The 18,132-nt window shown below is 65.8% G+C and carries 13 protein-coding genes; 7 read left to right on the top strand and 6 right to left on the bottom strand.

The features are described from left to right. Window positions 1–44 precede the first annotated feature (44 nt). Window positions 45–743 (top strand): response regulator transcription factor, encoded by a 699-nt coding sequence (locus tag N5B55_RS14970; protein WP_304538549.1) that lies wholly within the window; start codon window positions 45–47, stop codon window positions 741–743. A 93-nt stretch (window positions 744–836) separates the two neighbouring features. Here the strand turns inward: N5B55_RS14970 and N5B55_RS14965 are convergent, their stop codons facing one another. Further along, on the bottom strand, window positions 837–1,325 hold the full coding sequence (locus tag N5B55_RS14965; protein WP_065858146.1) for a MarR family winged helix-turn-helix transcriptional regulator: 489 nt from the start codon (window positions 1,323–1,325) through the stop codon (window positions 837–839). A gap of 281 nt (window positions 1,326–1,606) precedes the next feature. Between N5B55_RS14965 and N5B55_RS14960 the strand changes: the two genes are divergently transcribed. From N5B55_RS14960 to N5B55_RS14945, 4 genes are all read left to right on the top strand, one after another. Then, complete coding sequence (locus N5B55_RS14960; protein ID WP_304538548.1) at window positions 1,607–2,395, top strand: SDR family NAD(P)-dependent oxidoreductase; 789 nt, start codon at window positions 1,607–1,609, stop codon at window positions 2,393–2,395. Between the two features lie 198 nt (window positions 2,396–2,593). Then, the gene (locus tag N5B55_RS14955; RefSeq protein ID WP_065858144.1) at window positions 2,594–2,821 is read left to right on the top strand and encodes a hypothetical protein; all 228 of its coding nucleotides are present in this window, start codon (window positions 2,594–2,596) and stop codon (window positions 2,819–2,821) included. 122 nt (window positions 2,822–2,943) lie between these two features. Then, window positions 2,944–5,712, top strand: a complete 2,769-nt coding sequence (locus tag N5B55_RS14950; protein ID WP_304538547.1) for a bifunctional glycoside hydrolase 114/ polysaccharide deacetylase family protein — start codon at window positions 2,944–2,946, stop codon at window positions 5,710–5,712. Between the two features lie 120 nt (window positions 5,713–5,832). Further along, window positions 5,833–7,821: a methyl-accepting chemotaxis protein gene (locus tag N5B55_RS14945; RefSeq protein ID WP_304538546.1), complete on the top strand. Its 1,989-nt coding sequence runs from the start codon at window positions 5,833–5,835 to the stop codon at window positions 7,819–7,821. A gap of 89 nt (window positions 7,822–7,910) precedes the next feature. Here N5B55_RS14945 and N5B55_RS14940 read toward each other — a convergent pair whose 3' ends face one another. The 3 genes from N5B55_RS14940 to N5B55_RS14930 all read right to left on the bottom strand — a co-directional run bounded on the left by N5B55_RS14940 (window position 7,911) and on the right by N5B55_RS14930 (window position 10,984). Further along, window positions 7,911–8,723 (bottom strand): ferritin-like domain-containing protein, encoded by an 813-nt coding sequence (locus tag N5B55_RS14940; protein ID WP_304539805.1) that lies wholly within the window; start codon window positions 8,721–8,723, stop codon window positions 7,911–7,913. Window positions 8,724–8,906: 183 nt separating this feature from the next. After that, entirely contained in the window at window positions 8,907–10,157 is a 1,251-nt protein-coding gene (locus N5B55_RS14935; RefSeq protein WP_304539804.1) for an MFS transporter, read from the bottom strand. A 95-nt stretch (window positions 10,158–10,252) separates the two neighbouring features. Next, window positions 10,253–10,984, bottom strand: a complete 732-nt coding sequence (locus N5B55_RS14930; RefSeq protein ID WP_304538545.1) for a Crp/Fnr family transcriptional regulator — start codon at window positions 10,982–10,984, stop codon at window positions 10,253–10,255. A gap of 127 nt (window positions 10,985–11,111) precedes the next feature. Here N5B55_RS14930 and N5B55_RS14925 point away from each other — a divergent pair, with 127 nt between their 5' ends. Next, window positions 11,112–11,741: an HD domain-containing protein gene (locus N5B55_RS14925; RefSeq protein ID WP_009239664.1), complete on the top strand. Its 630-nt coding sequence runs from the start codon at window positions 11,112–11,114 to the stop codon at window positions 11,739–11,741. A gap of 9 nt (window positions 11,742–11,750) precedes the next feature. Here N5B55_RS14925 and N5B55_RS14920 read toward each other — a convergent pair whose 3' ends face one another. After that, window positions 11,751–12,746 (bottom strand): 2-hydroxyacid dehydrogenase, encoded by a 996-nt coding sequence (locus tag N5B55_RS14920; RefSeq protein WP_304538544.1) that lies wholly within the window; start codon window positions 12,744–12,746, stop codon window positions 11,751–11,753. A gap of 142 nt (window positions 12,747–12,888) precedes the next feature. On the opposite strand from N5B55_RS14920, the gene sbcB reads away from it, so the two are divergent. Further along, window positions 12,889–14,328 carry an exodeoxyribonuclease I gene (gene sbcB, locus N5B55_RS14915; protein ID WP_304538543.1) on the top strand — a complete coding sequence of 480 codons (1,440 nt, stop codon included), beginning with the start codon at window positions 12,889–12,891 and terminating at the stop codon, window positions 14,326–14,328. Between the two features lie 77 nt (window positions 14,329–14,405). Here sbcB and N5B55_RS14910 read toward each other — a convergent pair whose 3' ends face one another. Continuing rightward, window positions 14,406–17,966 carry an indolepyruvate ferredoxin oxidoreductase family protein gene (locus N5B55_RS14910; RefSeq protein ID WP_304538542.1) on the bottom strand — a complete coding sequence of 1,187 codons (3,561 nt, stop codon included), beginning with the start codon at window positions 17,964–17,966 and terminating at the stop codon, window positions 14,406–14,408. Window positions 17,967–18,132: the final 166 nt, after the last annotated feature.

Raw genomic sequence — 18,132 nt, 5'->3', positions numbered from 1 at the left:
TTGTTGTGCTGCGAGCAAAACCCGTCGAATAGGAACCTGAGAACATGAACTGGACCGCGACCCGGCCGATCCGCGTGATCGTGCTCGATGACCATGCGGTTGTCCGCCATGGTCTGGCTGCGCGCCTGAAACAGGAAGCCGACATCGAGGTTTCCGGCATGTTTGCCTCGGGCCGCGAGATCGTGCGGGCGCTCAAGGACACCACCGTCGAAGTGGATGTCCTGTTGATGGACTACTCGCTCGGGCCCACCGAGATCGACGGGTTGAATCTGATCCGCCTGATCCGCGTGCGCTATCCGGACTTGAAGATCCTGGTGGCCTCGGCGCATCACAACAAGGCGACGGTGGGCATGGTCATGCATGCCGGCGCACGCGGGTTTGTCGGCAAGGAAGAGGAGCTGTCGGAACTGGTGCGTGCGATCCGCACCGTGGCGGCGGGCGGCAAGCGGCTGAATGCCGAGCTGGCCGCCGAGATGGAGCGCGATACGCTCTGCGCAGATGCGCCCGCGCCCACCACCAATGGCACCAGGCTGTCGGCCCTGATCGATCGGTCCGAACTCAGCCCCCGCGAACGGGAAGTGCTGCGCTGCTGTCTGGACGGCATGTCGGTCACGGACATTGCCGGGAAGTTTGCGCGCAGCATCAAGACGATCAGCTCGCAAAAGCAATCGGCCTATCGCAAGCTCGGCATTCGCACCGATACCGAGCTGTTCAAGATCAAGCACGAGCTGGAAGGGCAGTGAGCGCCGGACAGCGCCCAAGGCATGCCGTGCAGGCCGACAACACCGCGTCGGCCAACGCCGCCTGGCCTGCTGAGCCGCTCGCGCCTGAACGGGTCAGGCGTTATGCAGCACGCGCAGCAGCAGGTTTTCCAACTGCTTGACCTCGGCCTGTGAAAACCCGCGCAGCAGGTGGTTCAGCACGTCGATGATCAGCGGCCGGATTTCCGGATAGAGCGCGCGACCCTGCTCGGTCAGCGAGACCACCACCGAGCGGCGATCCGCATCGCTGGGTGCGCGCTTGACGATGTTCTTCTTCTCGAGCCGATCGATCAGCCGCGTCATCGCGCCCGGATCGTAATGCAGCAGGCGCGAGAGTTCGGCCGGCGTGGTGGCCAGGTCTTCTGCCAGGTAAATGACGACCGTCCACTGCGCGGCAGTCAGGTCCAGCGAGGCCAAGGCACTGTCGATGTGTGTCACCAACGCGTGTCGGACCCGATGCACGAGCCGACCGATGTTGGTGTCGCGGTCCATGGTGTCAAGCTGGTAGGCGCCTTCCGTGGTACTCGGGTGGGCGGCCTCAGGTGTCTGTACGTCGATGCTCATGGTGGTGCTCCCCGTTCTGCCGGTTATCCGGCTTGTAAGGCGCGCCGCATTCCCGTAACGCTGGCGTGCTTCATTGCACACTAATCGTCGCTTGCCCAGGCCGTCAAGCCGGGATCGATACCAACGCTGACCGTCAAATCTCGTTGGATACCGCTGCAAAACGATTGCGGCTGCCAAAGGGCGGGGCGGTTCGTATCATGGTTGAAACGTCGGCGCCGTCACCAACGCGCACCATGTGGCGCGGCGTGCTCGTCCTCCTCCATATTCCTTTTTTGAACGCCATGAACCTCCACCTTCAGAACAAGCTTGCTCTCGTGACCGGCTCAACCAAGGGCATCGGTCATGCCATCGCTGTAGCACTGGCCGCCGAAGGCGCCCGCGTGATTGTCAACGGCCGTACCGAAGCGTCTGTCGACGACGCGATCGCGCGCCTGCGCACCGAGGTGCCCGACGCCCAGGTCGAGGGCTTTGCCGGTGACCTGTCCAACCCGGTGCAGACGGAGGCGCTGCTCGACCGCTTCCCCAAGGTCGACATCCTGATCAACAATCTCGGCATCTTTGACCCGAAGCCGTTCGAGGACATTGACGACGCCGAGTGGCAGCACTTTTTCAACGTGAACGTGCTCAGCGGCGCGCGTCTGTCCCGCGCGTATCTGCCCGGCATGCGTGCGCAGAACTGGGGCCGCATCGTCTTCATCAGCAGCGAAAGCGGCGTGCAGATTCCGGTGGAAATGATTCACTACGGCGTGACCAAGACGGCGCTGCTGGGCCTCTCGCGCGGGTTGGCCGAGCTGACTGCGGGCACGGCCATCACGGTGAACGCCGTGCTGCCGGGGCCGACGCGTTCGGAAGGCGTGGATGAGTTTGTCGGGAAGCTCTCCGGCGGCCAGAGCTTCGAAGCGTTCGAAAAGACCTTCTTCGAGACGGCGCGGCCGACCTCGCTCATCAAGCGATTCGCCAGCACGCAGGAGGTGGCGAACCTGGTCGCCTATGTGGCGAGCCCGCTCGCGTCGGCCACCACGGGCGCGGCGCTGCGCGTGGACGGCGGCGTGGTGAAGTCGGCGTTCTAGAACCTCAGCCCTGACGAACGCAGCATTCCGGCGCGCGGCCCCGGCTTTTACGCTGGCCGTGCCGCTGGTGCATGCCGGCGGGACAAGCCGGCAGCGCGTCTGTTCGCCCGTATCGTTGAGAAACGCAGACCAGCCAGACCGAGCGTGTTCTCGCCCGTGCGTTGGCGGCATTCCTTCCCCATCCTCGGAGTGAATGCCATGTCCCACTGCAAAGTTTACGGAACCAAACCTGATAACGGCCCCGGTCAACTGGCGGCCCAGGCTGCACGCGATCGCGTCAACCAGGCGCACCCCGCCTGGGCAGTCACGCTGGCCTACGACAGTGGCACGACAACTGCTGTCTACACTTCCGCAGTCGCCAGCGCTGACGATCTGGCGAGGGCGTTTGAAACGGAATTCCCCCAGTACACTGCGGTCGGTTACTGAGCCGAGTCCCCGCCATGGGTCTCCAAAAGGGGGCTCCTGGCGGGCGCGCCCCGGCCCATAGACATTGCAATCGGATGGCCGCCCGGCACAATGCACGTCGGAATGGCTTTTCGAGGACCGGGATGCAGGACACGCAGGCAAAGGGCGGTAAGTTTTCGTGGCGGTGGCCGATGTGGCTGGGCGTCGCGGCGTTGGCGCTGGGCGTTGCGACGGCTCATGCACAGCAGCCGGCGACGTCCGCTTCGGCAGAGCCCCAGATCGCCTTCTACTACGGCCGCGATGTCCCCGTCGCTGAACTGCAAGCGTTCGACTGGGTCGTGCTGGACCCGGCCACGGCCGGCACTTTCGACCCGAAGCAACCATCGCCCACGCTCTGGTTTGCCCGCGTGGACCTGACGCAGCAGACCGACGCAATGCGCACGAGCGCCTGGCCTGCCAACGTGATCGACCAGGTCTTTGCGCCCTTGGTTGCGCAGGGCTACGCAGGCTTCCTGCTGGATGGGCTGGACACGCTCTCGCGCAGCGCGCCCGATGCCGCGAATGCCGCGAATGCCGTTGCAGCATTGGTCCAGGCGTTGCATGCCCGTGCACCGCAGACCAAGTTGCTGGCCGGTGGCACGGCGTGGCTCCAGACGCTCGCACCGCAGTTGTCCGGGGTGGTGACGGAAGGGCTGGTGCGTGAGCGCACCGGCGTCGAGGGCTTGATGGACGTGACCGATGCCGACCGCACTGCGCGGATTGCCACGCTGCGCAACATCGGCACGCAGTACCACCTGCCCGCCGTGGCGCTCGACTACTGCCCCAACTACAACCGTGCCTGTCTGCGTGAGACCGCCAATGTAGCGCGCGCAGCGGGCGTCAGCAGCTACGCGACCACGCCGGCCGCCGACTTCATCGGCATCGGGCGGCTGGAAGTGATGCCGCGCCGCATCCTGCTGGTTGAGCCGCAGGAGCCCGGCACCAGCACCAACACCGCGCCGTCGGTGCTCTATCTGGCCATGCCCATCAACTATCTCGGCTATCGCACCGAATTTGCCGACGCGAACAAGCCGTTGCCGACCGTCACGCCCGATCGCTATGCCGGTGTCGTCACCTGGTTTGACGGCAACGCATCGCGACCCGGTGCGTGGGCATCTTGGCTCAGGCGCACGATAACTGCCGGGGTGCGCGTCGCGATGTTCAACCAGTTCGGGCTGAACATGGATGCCTCCACAGCGCAGATGCTCGATCTGCAAACGGTGCCCGGCGCACCGGCGGGGCCGCTTGCCATCGTCTCGCGTGATCCCATGATCGGCTTTGAGTTGCAGCCCCATCCGGATCGGCGCATGGCCGTGGGCGTGCAGGTCGACCCCGGCGTGGCGGGGTCGCAATCGCTGCTGCGGCTCTCGGCCGGCAGCTACTCGTACGATGCGGCCGCCATCATGCCGTGGGGCGGCTACGTGCTTCAGCCGTTTGGCGTGTTCCGCATGCCCGATGTCGACCAGGCGCGCTGGGTGATCCAGCCGCTCGATTTTCTGCGCCGCGCGCTGCAACTGCCCGCCATGCCGGTGCCTGACACCACGACGGAAAACGGCCGCCGGCTGATGACCGTGCATATCGACGGCGACGGATTCGCCTCCCGCACTGAGTTTCCACCGAGCGAGTTTTCCGGCCAGGCATTGCTGCGCGAGATCCTGGACCGCTACAAGGTGCCGACCACCGTGTCGATCATCGAAGGCGAAGTGGCGGCCGACGGTGTGTATCCCAAGCTCACGCCGCAGCTCGAGCCGATCGCGCGCACGCTCTTTGCGCAGCCCTACGTGGAGCTGGCCAGCCATACGTTCTCTCACCCGTTCAACTGGCTGCGCACCACCAATCCGCCCGATCCGGCCTCCGCCGCCACGGCCGAAGGCACCGACACCGCCTTCTCGTTGAACATTCCGAATTACCGCTTCAGCTTCGATCGCGAGATCGCGGGTTCCATCCACTACATCAACACCAAGCTGGCCCCCGCAGGCAAGCAGGTAAAGGTGCTGCTGTGGAGCGGCAACGGCCAGGTGCCGCCGATTGCCGTGCAAAAGACCGTCGAGGCCGGTGTGCTGAACATGAACGGCGGCGACACCTACATCACGCGCTCCAACCCGAGCTGGACGGCCGTGGCGCCGCTGGGCGTGGACAAAGGCGATGGCCTGTTCCAGGTATTTGCGCCCGACCAGAACGAGAACATCTACACCAACCTCTGGCACGGCCCGTATTACGGTTTCTCGCGCGCCATCGAAACGTTCGAGCTGACCGAAAAGCCTTACCGCTTCAAGCCGATCGGCATTTATTACCACATGTACTCGGGCACCAAGCTGGCCTCGGTGACGGCTCTGCGGCAGGTGTACGACTGGGCGGTCGCGCAGCCGGTCATGCCGGTCTACGCGTCGGACTATATCCGCAAGGTGCTCGACTTCCGCACCATGGCCATTGCGCGTGACGGCGACGCCTGGGTCGTGCGCGGCACGGGTGATCTGCGCACCGTGCGCTGGTCCGGGCGCGGCGTACCGCGTCTTGCGGATGCACGCGACGTGGCGGGCTACACGGCGGGTCCGGGTGGCTCCTATATCCATCTGACGAGCGGCTCGGCACGCTTTGCGCTGGACAACGATGGGCCGACGCTGCCTTACGTGCGCGATGCCAGCGGCCGCCTGTCGAACTGGCGGCGCAGTGCGGATGGCCGCTCCCTGTCGGTCGATGTTGCCGGCTATACGCGGCCGTTCATCCGCTTTGCCAATGCAACCCGCTGCCGGGCGACCGTGGATGGCCGCGACGTGGCTGCCTCGCACGGAGCTGACTGGCGCATCGAGCTCGGGGCGGGGAACCCCGCCAAGCTCACGCCGCAGCATGTCGAGCTGACCTGCGACCGGTAACGTCCGGGATTGCCAACAGATGTCTGATTTGCCGGACAAAGCTGTTTGTAAAACGTTTGCGCTCAAGCTTTTCCGGGGCGGTCCGTTGTTAACTCGACTGACGACCCCCGGGAAAAAAGTATGAAAGCGTCTGCGCCCCTGTCTGCAGTTTCACAATCCCCCAAGAGCCTTGGTACCCGTCTGGCGGTGATCGGGCTCATCGCCCTCGTGCTGGTATTCGGCATGTTCGCGCTGGCGAACTCGCAATCGAGCCTGCGCATGCTGGAGGCCAACACGCAGTCGGCCATGCACAACCAGGAGGCGGCCATGCGCGACATGATCAGCCTGTTCGACGGCACCATGCGCACCGAGGCGGACCGCTTCCTGACGGCGTTTGCGGACGCAGCGCCCGGCCCTTACAGCGTGGACCCGGCGCAGACCGTGGAAGTGGCCGGCAAGCCGACGCCCACGTTCAAGAGCGGTGACACGGTGCTGAACCTCAACTTCACCGTGCCGGACAAGTTCTTCGCGCGCACCGGCGGCACGATCGCCACCGTGTTCGCCCGCACCGGCGACGACTTCGTGCGCGTGACCACCTCGCTCAAGAAGGAAAACGGCGAACGCGCGATCGGCACGCTGCTCGATCGCGCCCACCCAAGCTACAAGGCACTGATGGCCGGCGAGCCGTTCCGCGGCCTGGCGTGGCTGTTTGGCGTGCCCTACATGAGCAAGTACGAGCCCGTGCGCGATGCGTCGGGCAAGGTCATCGGCGCGCTCTACGTGGGTGTGGACGTGCGCTCGGAACTGGCGCTGCTCAAGGACAAGATCCGCTCGCACGGGATCGGCAAGACGGGCGGCTATTTCGTCATCGACGGCAAGCCCGGCGCAGACCAGGGCAAGGTGCTGATCGACCATGTGCAAGACCGCGAGGGCAAGAACCTGCTCGACGCCAAAGATGCGGCCGGACAGGCCTGGGTGCGCGAGATGATCGCGCGCAAGGAGGGCACGCTGCGCCATGCGCTGGCTGACACGGAAGGCGGCACCGCACGCGAGCGTCTGACTGTTTTCACGCAATACCCCGACTGGCAACTGATGATTGCCGGAACAGCCTACGTCGATGAGCTCAACGCCGATCTGGTCGCCGCCCGCAACCGTTTTCTGCTGCTGGGGTTTGCGCTCGGTGCCCTCCTGGCTGGCGGGCTGTACTGGATGTTGCGCCGCATGGTGAGCAGGCCGCTGGCCGAAGTGGTGAACGTCGCGCAGCGTGTGGCTGCCGGTGATCTCACGCACCGCTTGCCCACCACGCGCCGCGATGAAATCGGCCAGGTCATGCGCGCCGTCAACGGCGTAGGCGACGGCCTTTCGGGCATCGTCGACAAGGTGCGCGCAAGCGCTGCGACCATCGCGTCGAGCACAGGCCAGATCGCGGCCGGCAATGCCGATCTTTCCGCCCGCACCGAAGCGCAGGCTGGTAACCTCGAGCGCACCGCGTCGAGCATCGAGCAACTGGCCGCCACCGTGCGCCAGAACGCCGAGAGCGCGCACCACGCGCATGACATGGTGCGGTCCGCCAACGAGGCGGCCAATGCCGGCGGGCAGACGGTCGAGCGGCTCGTTGGCACCATGTCGGGCATCCATGCCACGGCGCAGAAGATTGCCGACATCACCGGCATCATCGACGGCATCGCGTTTCAGACCAACATACTGGCGTTGAACGCCGCTGTCGAAGCTGCCCGCGCAGGCGAACAGGGCCGCGGCTTTGCCGTCGTGGCCGGCGAGGTGCGCAGCCTGGCGCAGCGCAGCGCGGCCGCCGCCAAGGAGATCAAGGAATTGATCAATCGCTCGGTGGAAGAAGTGCAGGCCGGCAACGAGGCCGCCCGCGGCGCAGGCGACGCCATGCAGGACATCGTGACGCGCGTGGAGCGCATCGCCGGCCTGATGGGCGAGATCAGCCACGCGTCACGCGAGCAGTCGCAAGGTATCGAAGAGGTCAACCACGCGGTCACGTCGATGGACGAGGTGACGCAGCAGAACGCTGCGCTGGTCGAGGAAGCTGCCGCTGCGGCCGAAAGCCTGCGCCAGCAAGCCGAGGAACTGCGCGGCGCGGTGGACGTGCTCCGGCTCGCCTGAAGCGGCGCGTGGTTGGCTGGATAAGAAACTAAGAAACACCCGGGCTGAAGCCCGGGTGTTTCGTTGGCGCATGCGCGGCGTGCTGCAGCTCAGTGCAGCATCACGCGCCGCACCACGGCCACCAGGGGGGGGCGAATCGAGCGCTCGAACCCCGGGCGCAGGCGCAGCGGCTTGAGCAGCATCTTGGCGGCCATGTCGAGCGGCAGATAGGAGCGCACCAGCGCGCTGACGCGCGAGTTCAGGGCGCGCACATCGGCTTCGGGCACATCTTCCTGGCCGCGCTCGATGCGCAGCACATTGCGCAACGCGATCATCGAATCTTCATTCTTGATTTCGCGTAGCCGCGAGGCGAGCGCCTTGAGCACGCGCGCGCGGCCCACGCCCTCGCTTGCGTTGCACTCGTTGAAGAAACGCAGGAAGTGTTTGTAATGCCGGACTTCATCGGCCGAGATGCGGCTGGCGAGGTCGCGCAGCACGGGTTCATCTGCGTCGGCCGCCGCCTGTGCGATGGCGCGATAGAAGGTGGCCGTGCCCATTTCGACGACGCAGCGTGCGACCATTTCCAACGCCTGCGTGGGTTCGAACTGGTCGACCGAACATGTGACCGAGTATTCCTCGAAGAAGCGGGCGTAGCCGCGCTCCCAGTCGAACTCGGGCCAGACGGCTTCAACGTAGCGGCGCAACGCGCGGCCGTGCTGCAGCTCTTCGCGTTCCCAGTGGTGGGTCAGCCAGTGCGCGGTTTCCGGCCGATCGGCGTAGTACTGAGCGAGGTTGCCGGCGTAGAGATCCGAGCCGCTCTCGACAAACGAGGCACTCGTAACTAGGTAGAACAGCGTGCGGTTTTCGCGCACGCGCGCAACGTCGATGCTGCCGTAGCTGATCTCTTGGATCGACCACGGCATGCGCTCGCTCGCAGATGACGTTTCCAGATGAACCTGTGACAAGGCGTTTCCTCCGTCGGCACTTTCGCAAAAAGCGGGCCGGTCATCCTGTGAGAATGAAACATCACGTCCCATGTTTCAAGACAGATGTGCGCTTGCAAAGGTTCCGAAAAGCAATCTTTCGTCCACAAAGTGGCGAAGACGTCATGACAATTGCGTCATCTCGGAGCGGGAAGCCGCGTTAGGGGCCGTGCGTTTTCGCGCATGCCGCAATCCATAAGCGAAGGCCGCCAGTGCGACAAGGGCGGCCCCGACCATCGCCCACTCGACTGCCGCATAGCCGCCGCTGGCCCGCCAGAGCAGTGCGCCAAGCCATGGCGCGCTGGCCTGCGCCAGCAGCACGGGCGTCATCATCAGGCCGTTGAGCGTGGCGTACTGGTTGCGCGATACCAGCTCCGGCATGGCAATCGCGCGGACCATGGTGTTGATGCCGTTGGCCGCGCCGTAGACGAGCGCAAACACGATCAGCAGCGGCCCGCTGGACAGCGCAAGCAGCACGAGCGCGGCGGCCATGGCGCCGTACGTCCAAGGTGCAATGCGCACCGGGTGCGCCGGGCGCGACCGCATCATGGCCAGCCGCCCAAGTACCTGGGCGGGCCCAACGAGCGCGGCGATCAGCAACTGGCGACTGGTCGGCACGCCTTTCTCGGTCAGCAGCGGAATCAGGTGCGCGCCAAGCACGGTGGCGACCAGGCTGGTGGCCACGAAGGCCAGCACCACCGCCCAGAACACTGGCAAGCGCAGCACCATGCGCCATGCCGAGGCATGCACCGGTGCCGTCAGGTCGAGCGCTTCGGCCAGCGCGTGCAGGGGCGGGCGCACACGCAGTCGCACATGGATCGGCAGGCAGATCAGCACATGCGCCAGCGCAAATAGCTGCAGCGTGTGCCGCCAGCCGAGGTGTTCCACGCCCAATTGCGCGAGCGGAATGCACAGCGTGCTGGAGAACCCCGCAATCAGTGTGAGGCCGAGGATCGGGCGCTGATACGCATCGCCAAACGCCTGGCGAAGCACGACGAAGGCCGGGTCATAGAGCGTGGTGGCCATCGCCACGCCCATCGGCAGCCAGAGCAGCAGGAAGGCCGTCTCGCTCGAGACTAAGGACCACGCCAGCAGGCCGGCGGCCGCCAGTACGGTGCCTGAGCCCATCACGCGGCGCGCAGGCCAGCGGTCCAACGCACGCCCGACCCAGAACGAGCACAGCGCCCAGACCAGCAGCCCAACAGAGAACCCGCCCGCCAGAAATGGCCGCGCCCAACCGAGCGTGTCGTGCATCGGCGCCAGAAACACGGTGAAGCTGAAGTACAGCGTGCCCCACGAGACCATCTGTGCGAGGCCAAGCAGCAACACAAGGCGCCGGCCCTCGGGCGAGCCGGGCGAGAACATAGGCTTCATGGAGGTGGAAGCGGTGGAGGCGGGCAGATCGGCACGGCAACGGTCCATTCTATCGGCGCACGTTGCGACGCGCGTGCCCCATGCGCAGGGCATGCTCAGGAAGCGTGGCCGCCCACCAGCATCCGCAAAGCTGCCGCGTCGACGATTTCGACCGTCCGGTAATGGCAGCGGATCCAACCTGCGCGCTGCCACGCCTGCAGGTATTTGGAAATCGTCTGCCGCGAGCGGGCCAGCATGCGGCCCAGCTCTTCATTGCTGGCCGCCACGGTGCGGCCGTCGCCCGCGCGGGCGAGCTGCAGCAGGCGTTGGGCGAGGCGCGCATCGGCGGGCATTTCGCTGGCGTGCTCGAACTCGTCGAAGATCAGGCGGATGCGCTGGCAGAGTTGCTGCATCAGCGCCCACATGCCAGCCGGGTAGGCGGACACCACCCGTGCAAACGCCGCGCTGCCCAGCAGGATGAGCGTGGTCGGCCCCTGCGCGTGGGCGCTGTGCGTGCGGCCGCCGCCGTCGATGAGCGCGATCTCGCCAAACCATTCACCCGCGCGCAACATGCCGTAGACCAGTTCGCTGCCGCCGTCCGTCGTCCGGCTGATGCGCACGCGGCCGCGCAGGATCAGGAACATGCCCTGCGCCGGGCCGCCGTGCGGGTGGATGCATTCGCCGTCGGGGTAGGTGATCAGGCGTGCGCTGGGCGCGATCTCGGCCAGCAGGTCGGCAGGGGCTTCGCGCAGCCAACCCTGCGCGAGTTGCGCGGGTGTAGGTGCCGGGGCGGTATGGGAGGCGTCTGCGGGCATGGCGGCAGGATGCGGCGAGGGCGGTCCGATCATTGTCAAACGCTTGACAGTCTGCACGCAAGCGCCGGGCAGAGAATGGTCCGCTAGCCGCGCACCCAGCCATTCAAGAACTACGACGCGGCACCGACGCGACCATTCCGGCGACGAAGGAGACACCCCAATGACCGATCCGCAACATACCGCCCCTCGCGCGACGTTCTCTCACATGGAGCACGGCACGCGCGAGGACTGGGCCGCCATCTCGGCGGAATTCATGCCGTTTGCCCGCGCTTTGCCCGACCGCGTGCTTGCGCACCTGAAGCTGCTCGACGGCGATTGCGGGGGCTTCCCGATCGATCGTCTCGCGCACTCACTGCAGACCGCGACACTCGCCCACCGCGACGGACGTGACGAAGAATACGTGGTCTGCGCGCTTCTGCACGACATTGGCGACACGCTGGGCAGCTTCAACCACCCGGACATCGCTGCGGCGATCCTCAAGCCGTTCGTGAGCCCGGAAAACCTGTGGATGGTCGAGAAGCACGGCATCTTCCAGGGCTACTACTTCTTCCACCACCTGGGGCTCGACCGCAACCTGCGCGAGCAGTATCGCAGCCAGCCTGAGCTGTTCGAGCGCACGGCCGAGTTCTGCGCCAAGTACGACGCCGCGGCCTTCATGCCCGACTATGACAACCTGCCGCTCTCGTTCTTCGAACCGATGGTGCGACGCGTGCTGGCCAAGCCGCGCAACTCCATCTACGTGAAGGAAGGCGAAAGCGAACTGTCGCAGCCAAAAGCCGCGGCAGCTTGATCGGCCGGCCTAAGCCTGCACCACATTGACGGGTGCGCCTGCCGCCCACGCCGCCACGTTGGCGAGCGTGGTGTCGGCAATGCCCGCCAGCGCCTCGCGAGTGAAAAACGCCTGATGCGCGGTGACGATGACGTTGGGAAAGCTCAGCAGGCGCGCCAGCACGTCGTCCTGCAGCACGTCGGCCGAGCGGTCTTCGAAGAACAGATCGGCCTCTTCTTCGTAGACGTCCAGCCCCAGATGGCCGAGTTGGCCGCTCTTGAGCGCGTCGATCAGGGCCGGGCTGTCGACCAGGCCGCCGCGGCTCGTGTTGATGAGCATCGCGCCCGGCTTCATGCTGCCGAGCGCGCTGGCGTCGATCAGATGGTGTGTGTCAGCGTTGAGCGGGCAGTGCAGGCTGACGATATCGGCCTGCGCCAGCAATTCCGGCAGCGGCACGTAGCGCGCGCCCAGCGCCGCCAGCGAAGCCTGCGGAAACGGATCGAATGCCAGCAACTGGCAGCCAAAGCCCGCCATGATCCGGGCGAACACCTGGCCGATCTGCCCCGTGCCGACGACACCGACGGTCTTGCCCGCCAGGTCGAAGCCCAGCAAACCATCCAGTGAAAAATCGCCTTCGCGCGTGCGATTGCAGGCGCGGTGCAGCCGCCGGTTGAGCGTGAGGATCATGCCGACCGCATGCTCGGCCACCGCGTGGGGCGAATATGCCGGCACGCGCACCACCGTCAGCCCCAGGCGTTGTGCGGCCGGCAGAACGACGTGGTTGAAACCGGCCGAGCGCAGCGCGATCAGGCGCGTGCCGCCTGCAGCCAACGCCTCCAGCACTTCCGCATCGAGGCAATCATTCACGAACGGACATACCACTTCAAAGCCGGACGCGAGGGACGCCGTTTGCGCTTCAAGGTGCGCGCGCTGGAAAACGAGGTCGAAGCTGTAGCCGCCGCGTGCAAGTGAGGCGCGGAAGCTGTCTTCGTCGTAACGGTGGCTGCTGAAAAAAAGAATGCGCATGGTGGCGGCTCGGGCGCGTCGGCGCGTCAGGGAAGGTGGGCAACGGCATTAGCTTACTCTGGCACCATCCCGCGTTTGCGCGGCGCTGGCGGCAGGCTGTTAGCATGCCGGCATCTTCAGTGTTTTCCAGCGAGCCGCCGCCTTGCCTGTCACTCCCACCTTTCTCTGGCACGACTACGAAACGTTCGGTGCCGTGCCGCGCCGTGATCGCCCCGCGCAGTTTGCCGGCATCCGCACCGATGCCGAGCTGAACGAGATCGGCGAGCCGGTCGAACTGTTCTGCCAGCCTTCCAACGACTGGCTGCCCGATCCGGTGTCGTGCCTCATCACCGGCATCACGCCGCAGCAATGCGCCCGGCAAGGCATTCCGGAATACCGTTTCGCCCAGGCTATCGAGCGCGAACTCGGCACGCCCGGCACCATCGGCGTCGGCTACAACACCATCCGCTTCGACGATGAGGTGACGCGCCACCTGTTCTGGCGCAACCTGATCGACCCGTATGCTCGCGAGTGGCAGAACGAATGTGGGCGCTGGGATCTGCTCGACGTGGTGCGCACCACCTGGGCGCTGCGGCCGGAAGGCATTCAATGGCCGACCCACGAAGACGGCAGGCCCAGCTTCAAGCTGGAGCATCTGTCCAAGGCCAACGGCCTGGTGCACGAGGCCGCGCACGATGCGGTGTCCGACGTGCGGGCGACGATCGCGCTGGCGCGCCTGATTCGCAATGCGCAGCCGCGCCTGTTCGATTTCTGCCTGGCGCTGCGCAAGAAAGACCGCGTGGCGGCGGAGATTGGCGATGCGCCGCGCCCGTTGCTGCACATCTCCGGGATGTACGGCGTGGAGCGTGGCTGCATGGCCGTGGTGTGGCCGCTAGGAGGGCACCCGACCAACAAGAACGAACTGATCGTGTGGGACCTGGCGTTCGACCCGTCCGAGCTGTTCGACATGGACGTCGCCACGATCCGCGAGCGCATGTTCACGCGCGCAGCCGATCTGGCCGAAGGCACCACGCGACTGCCGATCAAGTCGATCCACATCAACAAGTCGCCCATCGTCATCAGCAACATGAAGACGCTGCAGCCCGCGCAGGCAGAACGCTGGGGCATCGACTTCGCCACGATCGAACGCCACGCCGCCATCGCCCAGGGCGCGCCCGACATGCGCGAAACATGGCGCCAGGTGTACGCCCGCGAGTTGGAGCCGATTGAAGACGTCGACCAGAACCTCTACGGCGGATTCGTCTGCAACGAGGATCGCCGCCTGCTCAATGAGCTGCGCACGCTCAGCGGCGAACAGCTCGCGCGCCTGCATGCGGAGTTTGCCGACGCACGCCTGCCGGAGCTGCTGTTCCGCTATCGCGCACGCAACTTTCCCGATACGTTGAACGAAGAGGAATACGAACTGTGGGAACAGCTTCGCGCCGAGCGGTTGTTCGAAGGCCGCGATGGCTACATGACCTTTGAGACCTTCGGCGAGCGGCTTCAGCAATTGGGCGCGGAAGCCGAGGAGAACGGCGACACGCGCGCGCAGACCATCCTGCAGGATCTGTACGACTACGCGCAGCAGATCGTGCCCGGCTGACGTAGCGGGGGCGCACCAAGAAAAACGGAGGCAGAAGCCTCCGTTTTTTATTGGCGATGCCGAACGCTTAGCGCCGATCAGGCCGCCTGCTGTGCCGCCGCCGGATCGCGCCACTGGGCCAGCAGCTTGTTCCAGCGGATGCGCGCCGCAGCCAGGTTGGCCTCCTTCACATGGCCGAAGCCGCGGATGTCCTCCGGCAGGCGAGCCAGTTCCACGGCTTGCGCCAGCTTTTGCGCCGTCAGGCCCTTCACCAGTTCATCGACCAGCGCGCGGTATTCGCCGATCAGCGCGCGCTCGGTGCGGCGTTCTTCGGTCTTGCCGAAGATGTCGAGCGCCGTGCCGCGCAGGCCCTTGAGCTTGGCGAGCACCTTGAAGATCCGCATCGTGTTCGGACCGAAGCGTTGCTTGACCAGGTGGCCCTTCTCGTCACGCTTGGCCGTCATGGGCGGCGCGAGCCAGAAGTTGAGCTGGTAGTCGCGGCCGGGTTCGCCTTCGAACTGGGCGCGCAGCTTGTCGAGGAATGCCGGATCGGTGTACAGGCGGGCGACTTCGTATTCGTCCTTGTACGCCATCAGCTTCGACAGATTGCGCACCACGGCTTCCGTCAGCGCCAGCGGCTGGCCGGCACCCACCACGGCGGCTTCTGCTGCACGCACGCGCTCCACCACCGCGCGGAATTCAGCGGCATATGCAGCATTCTGGTAGGCGGTCAGCAGGTCGACGCGGCGGGCGATCAGCGTGTCGAGCGAGGGCAGGGCGATGACGTCGGCCTTGGCACGGGGCGCATCGCCGGCGAGCTTGAGCACCGCGTCGCGGTCCTGAGCAAGGTGGCGGCCCCATTCGAACGCGGTCTTGTTCTTCTCGACGGCCACGCCGTTGAGTTCGATCGCGCGGATGAGCGCGTCGTGCGTCAGCGGAACCCAGCCTTTTTGCCACGCGAAGCCGAGCACCAGCGGGTTGGTGAAGATGGCGTCGCCCAGCAGGCGCACGGCCAGCGTGTTGGCGTCTTCAAACGCGCAGGCGTCGCCGACGGCCGCGCGGATGTCCGCCTCTGCCGAGCTGCCCGGGAAGCGCCAGTTCGGGTTCTTGATGAAGTCGGCCGTGGGTGATGCCGTGCTGTTGATGATGGCGCGCGTCTGACCGTGCTGCACCTTCGACAGCACTTCATCCGACGCCGAGACAATCGCGTCGCAGCCGATCACGAGGTCCGCCTCGCCCATGGCGATGCGCGTGGCGTGGATCGAATCGGGGCGCTCGCCGATCTGCACGTGCGAGAGCACGGCGCCGCCTTTCTGCGCCAGGCCCGCCATGTCGAGCACGGTCACGCCCTTGCCTTCGATGTGCGCGGCCATGCCGAGCAGGCCGCCGATCGTCACCACGCCCGTGCCGCCCACGCCGGTCACCAGCACGCCGTACGCGCGCTGGATGGCGGGCAGCTCAGGATGCGGCAGCAGCGGCAAGCCTTCCATCGACACGCCGTGGGATTCCGGCTTGCGCACCTGCGCGCCCTCGGCCGTTACGAAGCTCGGGCAGAAGCCGTTCACGCACGAGAAATCCTTGTTACAGGACGACTGGTTGATCTTGCGCTTCGTGCCCAGCTCCGTTTCCAGCGGCTCGACCGACAGGCAGTTCGACTTGACCGAGCAATCGCCGCAGCCTTCGCACACGGCGTCGTTGATGAACGCGCGGCGGGCCGGATCAACCATCGTGCCGCGCTTGCGGCGGCGGCGCTTTTCCGTCGCGCAGGTCTGGTCGTAGATCAACACGCTGGTGCCTTGCACCTCGCGCAGCTCGCGCTGAATGGCGTCAAGGCGATCACGGTGGTGCACCGTTACGCCTTCGGGCAGCTTGATGGCGGCGTTGTACTTCTCCGGCTCGTCCGTGACGATGACGATGCGCGACGTGCCTTCGGCGTAGACCTGCGCGGCAATCTGCGGCACCGACAGCGGGCCGTCGACCGGCTGGCCGCCCGTCATGGCCACGGCGTCGTTGTAGAGGATCTTGTAGGTGATGTTCACCTTGGCCGCGATGGAGGCCCGAATCGCCAGCAGGCCGGAGTGGTAATACGTTCCGTCGCCGAGGTTGGCGAACACGTGCTGGTCGCCCGAAAACGGCATCTGACCGATCCACGCCACGCCTTCGCCGCCCATCTGGCTGAAGGTGTCGGTGCGGCGATCCATCCACACGGTCATGTAGTGGCAGCCGATGCCGGCCAGCGCGCGCGAGCCTTCCGGCACGTTGGTCGACGTGTTGTGCGGGCAGCCCGAGCAGAACCACGGCTTGCGCTCGGCGGTAACGCGCGGCTTGGCGAGCGCCTTCTCTTTGGCGTCGATGATGGCGATGCGCGAAGCGATGCGTGCGCGCACGTCCGACGGCAGCTCGAACTTTTCCAGGCGCGTGGCGATGGCGCGGGCGATCAGCGCAGGCGACAGCTCGTAATGCGCCGGCAGCAGCCAGTTGGCCATCGGCACCGACCATTCGCCGCCGGCGTTGTCGCGCTCGTCAAACTTGCCGTACACGCGCGGACGCACGTCGTCGCGGTAGTTGTACAGCTCTTCCTTGAGCTGGTATTCCAGGATCTGGCGCTTTTCTTCCACCACCAGAATCTCTTGCAGCCCCTCCGCAAACGCACGCGCGCCGTGCGCTTCCAGCGGCCACACGCAACCGACCTTGTACAGGCGGATGCCGATGCGGCGGCAGGTGTCCTCATCCAGGCCGAGATCGACCAGCGCCTGGCGCACGTCCAGATACGCCTTGCCGGCGGTCATGATGCCGAAGCGCGCCTGCGGCGAATCGAGCACCACGCGGTCCAGCTTGTTGGCCCGCACGTACGACAGACCGGCGTACCACTTGTAGTCGAGCAGGCGCGCTTCCTGCACCAGCGGCGGATCGGGCCAGCGGATGTTCAGGCCGCCCTGCGGCATGACGAAATCTTCGGGCAGGATGATCTGCGCGCGGTGCGGATCGACGTCGACCGAAGCCGACGATTCCACCACGTCCGTCACGCACTTCATCGAGACCCACAGGCCAGAGTAGCGGCTCATTGCCCAGCCATGCAGGCCGTAGTCGAGGTATTCCTGCACGTTGGACGGATACAGCACCGGAATGCCGGCCGCCTTGAAGACGTGCTCGGACTGGTGCGCCAGCGTGGACGACTTGGCGGCGTGGTCATCGCCTGCCAGTACCAGCACGCCGCCATGCGCGGACGAGCCCGCCGAGTTGGCGTGCTTGAACACGTCGATCGTGCGGTCCACGCCCGGCCCCTTGCCGTACCACATGCCGAACACGCCGCTGAACTTGGCGTTCGGATACAGATTGACCTGCTGCGAGCCCCAGACCGCCGTGGCGGCCAGGTCTTCGTTGAGCCCCGCCTGGAAGACGATGTTGTGGCCGGCCAGATGCTTCTTGGCCTTCCACAAGGCCTGGTCCAGCGCACCCAGCGGCGAACCGCGGTAGCCGGAGATGAAGCCCGCCGTGTTCAGCCCAGCGGCGCGGTCGCGCTCCTGTTGCAGCATCGGCAGACGCACCAGTGCCTGCGTGCCGCTGATGTAGATGCGGCCACGCTCGAGCGTGTACTTGTCGTCCAGGGAAACAGTTTCGAGCGCGCGGCGTAGCGCGTCGTTCAGAGGGGCATTCATGCGTGCTCCGTGTGGGTGTGCCGGGATCACCGACAGCAGGTCTCTTTTGGTGCCGCCTGCGCCGCTTCTTGTGGAAACTGGCAGACAGCCATAGGTCGAGGCATCGTAGCATCGCGTGACATTCGGAACACCGTGCAACGCAGCAAGAATGGGGGCGGGTTTTCCC

Origin of the sequence: Ralstonia pickettii (genome assembly GCF_030582395.1) — a bacterium.
Lineage (GTDB): Bacteria > Pseudomonadota > Gammaproteobacteria > Burkholderiales > Burkholderiaceae > Ralstonia > Ralstonia pickettii_D.
This window is presented reverse-complemented; position numbering and strand designations above follow the sequence as displayed.

What these genes read in the sequence shown, in the direction of transcription:
- N5B55_RS14960 (WP_304538548.1), top strand. Translation starts at nt 1,607, where the DNA reads ATGAACCTCCACCTTCAGAACAAGCTTGCTCTCGTGACCGGCTCAACC.
- N5B55_RS14965 (WP_065858146.1), bottom strand. Translation starts at nt 1,325, where the DNA reads ATGAGCATCGACGTACAGACACCTGAGGCCGCCCACCCGAGTACCACG.
- N5B55_RS14940 (WP_304539805.1), bottom strand. Translation starts at nt 8,723, where the DNA reads ATGCCGTGGTCGATCCAAGAGATCAGCTACGGCAGCATCGACGTTGCG.
- N5B55_RS14910 (WP_304538542.1), bottom strand. Translation starts at nt 17,966, where the DNA reads ATGAATGCCCCTCTGAACGACGCGCTACGCCGCGCGCTCGAAACTGTT.
- N5B55_RS14925 (WP_009239664.1), top strand. Translation starts at nt 11,112, where the DNA reads ATGACCGATCCGCAACATACCGCCCCTCGCGCGACGTTCTCTCACATG.
- N5B55_RS14950 (WP_304538547.1), top strand. Translation starts at nt 2,944, where the DNA reads ATGCAGGACACGCAGGCAAAGGGCGGTAAGTTTTCGTGGCGGTGGCCG.
- N5B55_RS14945 (WP_304538546.1), top strand. Translation starts at nt 5,833, where the DNA reads ATGAAAGCGTCTGCGCCCCTGTCTGCAGTTTCACAATCCCCCAAGAGC.
- N5B55_RS14970 (WP_304538549.1), top strand. Translation starts at nt 45, where the DNA reads ATGAACTGGACCGCGACCCGGCCGATCCGCGTGATCGTGCTCGATGAC.
- N5B55_RS14955 (WP_065858144.1), top strand. Translation starts at nt 2,594, where the DNA reads ATGTCCCACTGCAAAGTTTACGGAACCAAACCTGATAACGGCCCCGGT.
- N5B55_RS14935 (WP_304539804.1), bottom strand. Translation starts at nt 10,157, where the DNA reads ATGAAGCCTATGTTCTCGCCCGGCTCGCCCGAGGGCCGGCGCCTTGTG.
- N5B55_RS14920 (WP_304538544.1), bottom strand. Translation starts at nt 12,746, where the DNA reads ATGCGCATTCTTTTTTTCAGCAGCCACCGTTACGACGAAGACAGCTTC.
- N5B55_RS14930 (WP_304538545.1), bottom strand. Translation starts at nt 10,984, where the DNA reads ATGATCGGACCGCCCTCGCCGCATCCTGCCGCCATGCCCGCAGACGCC.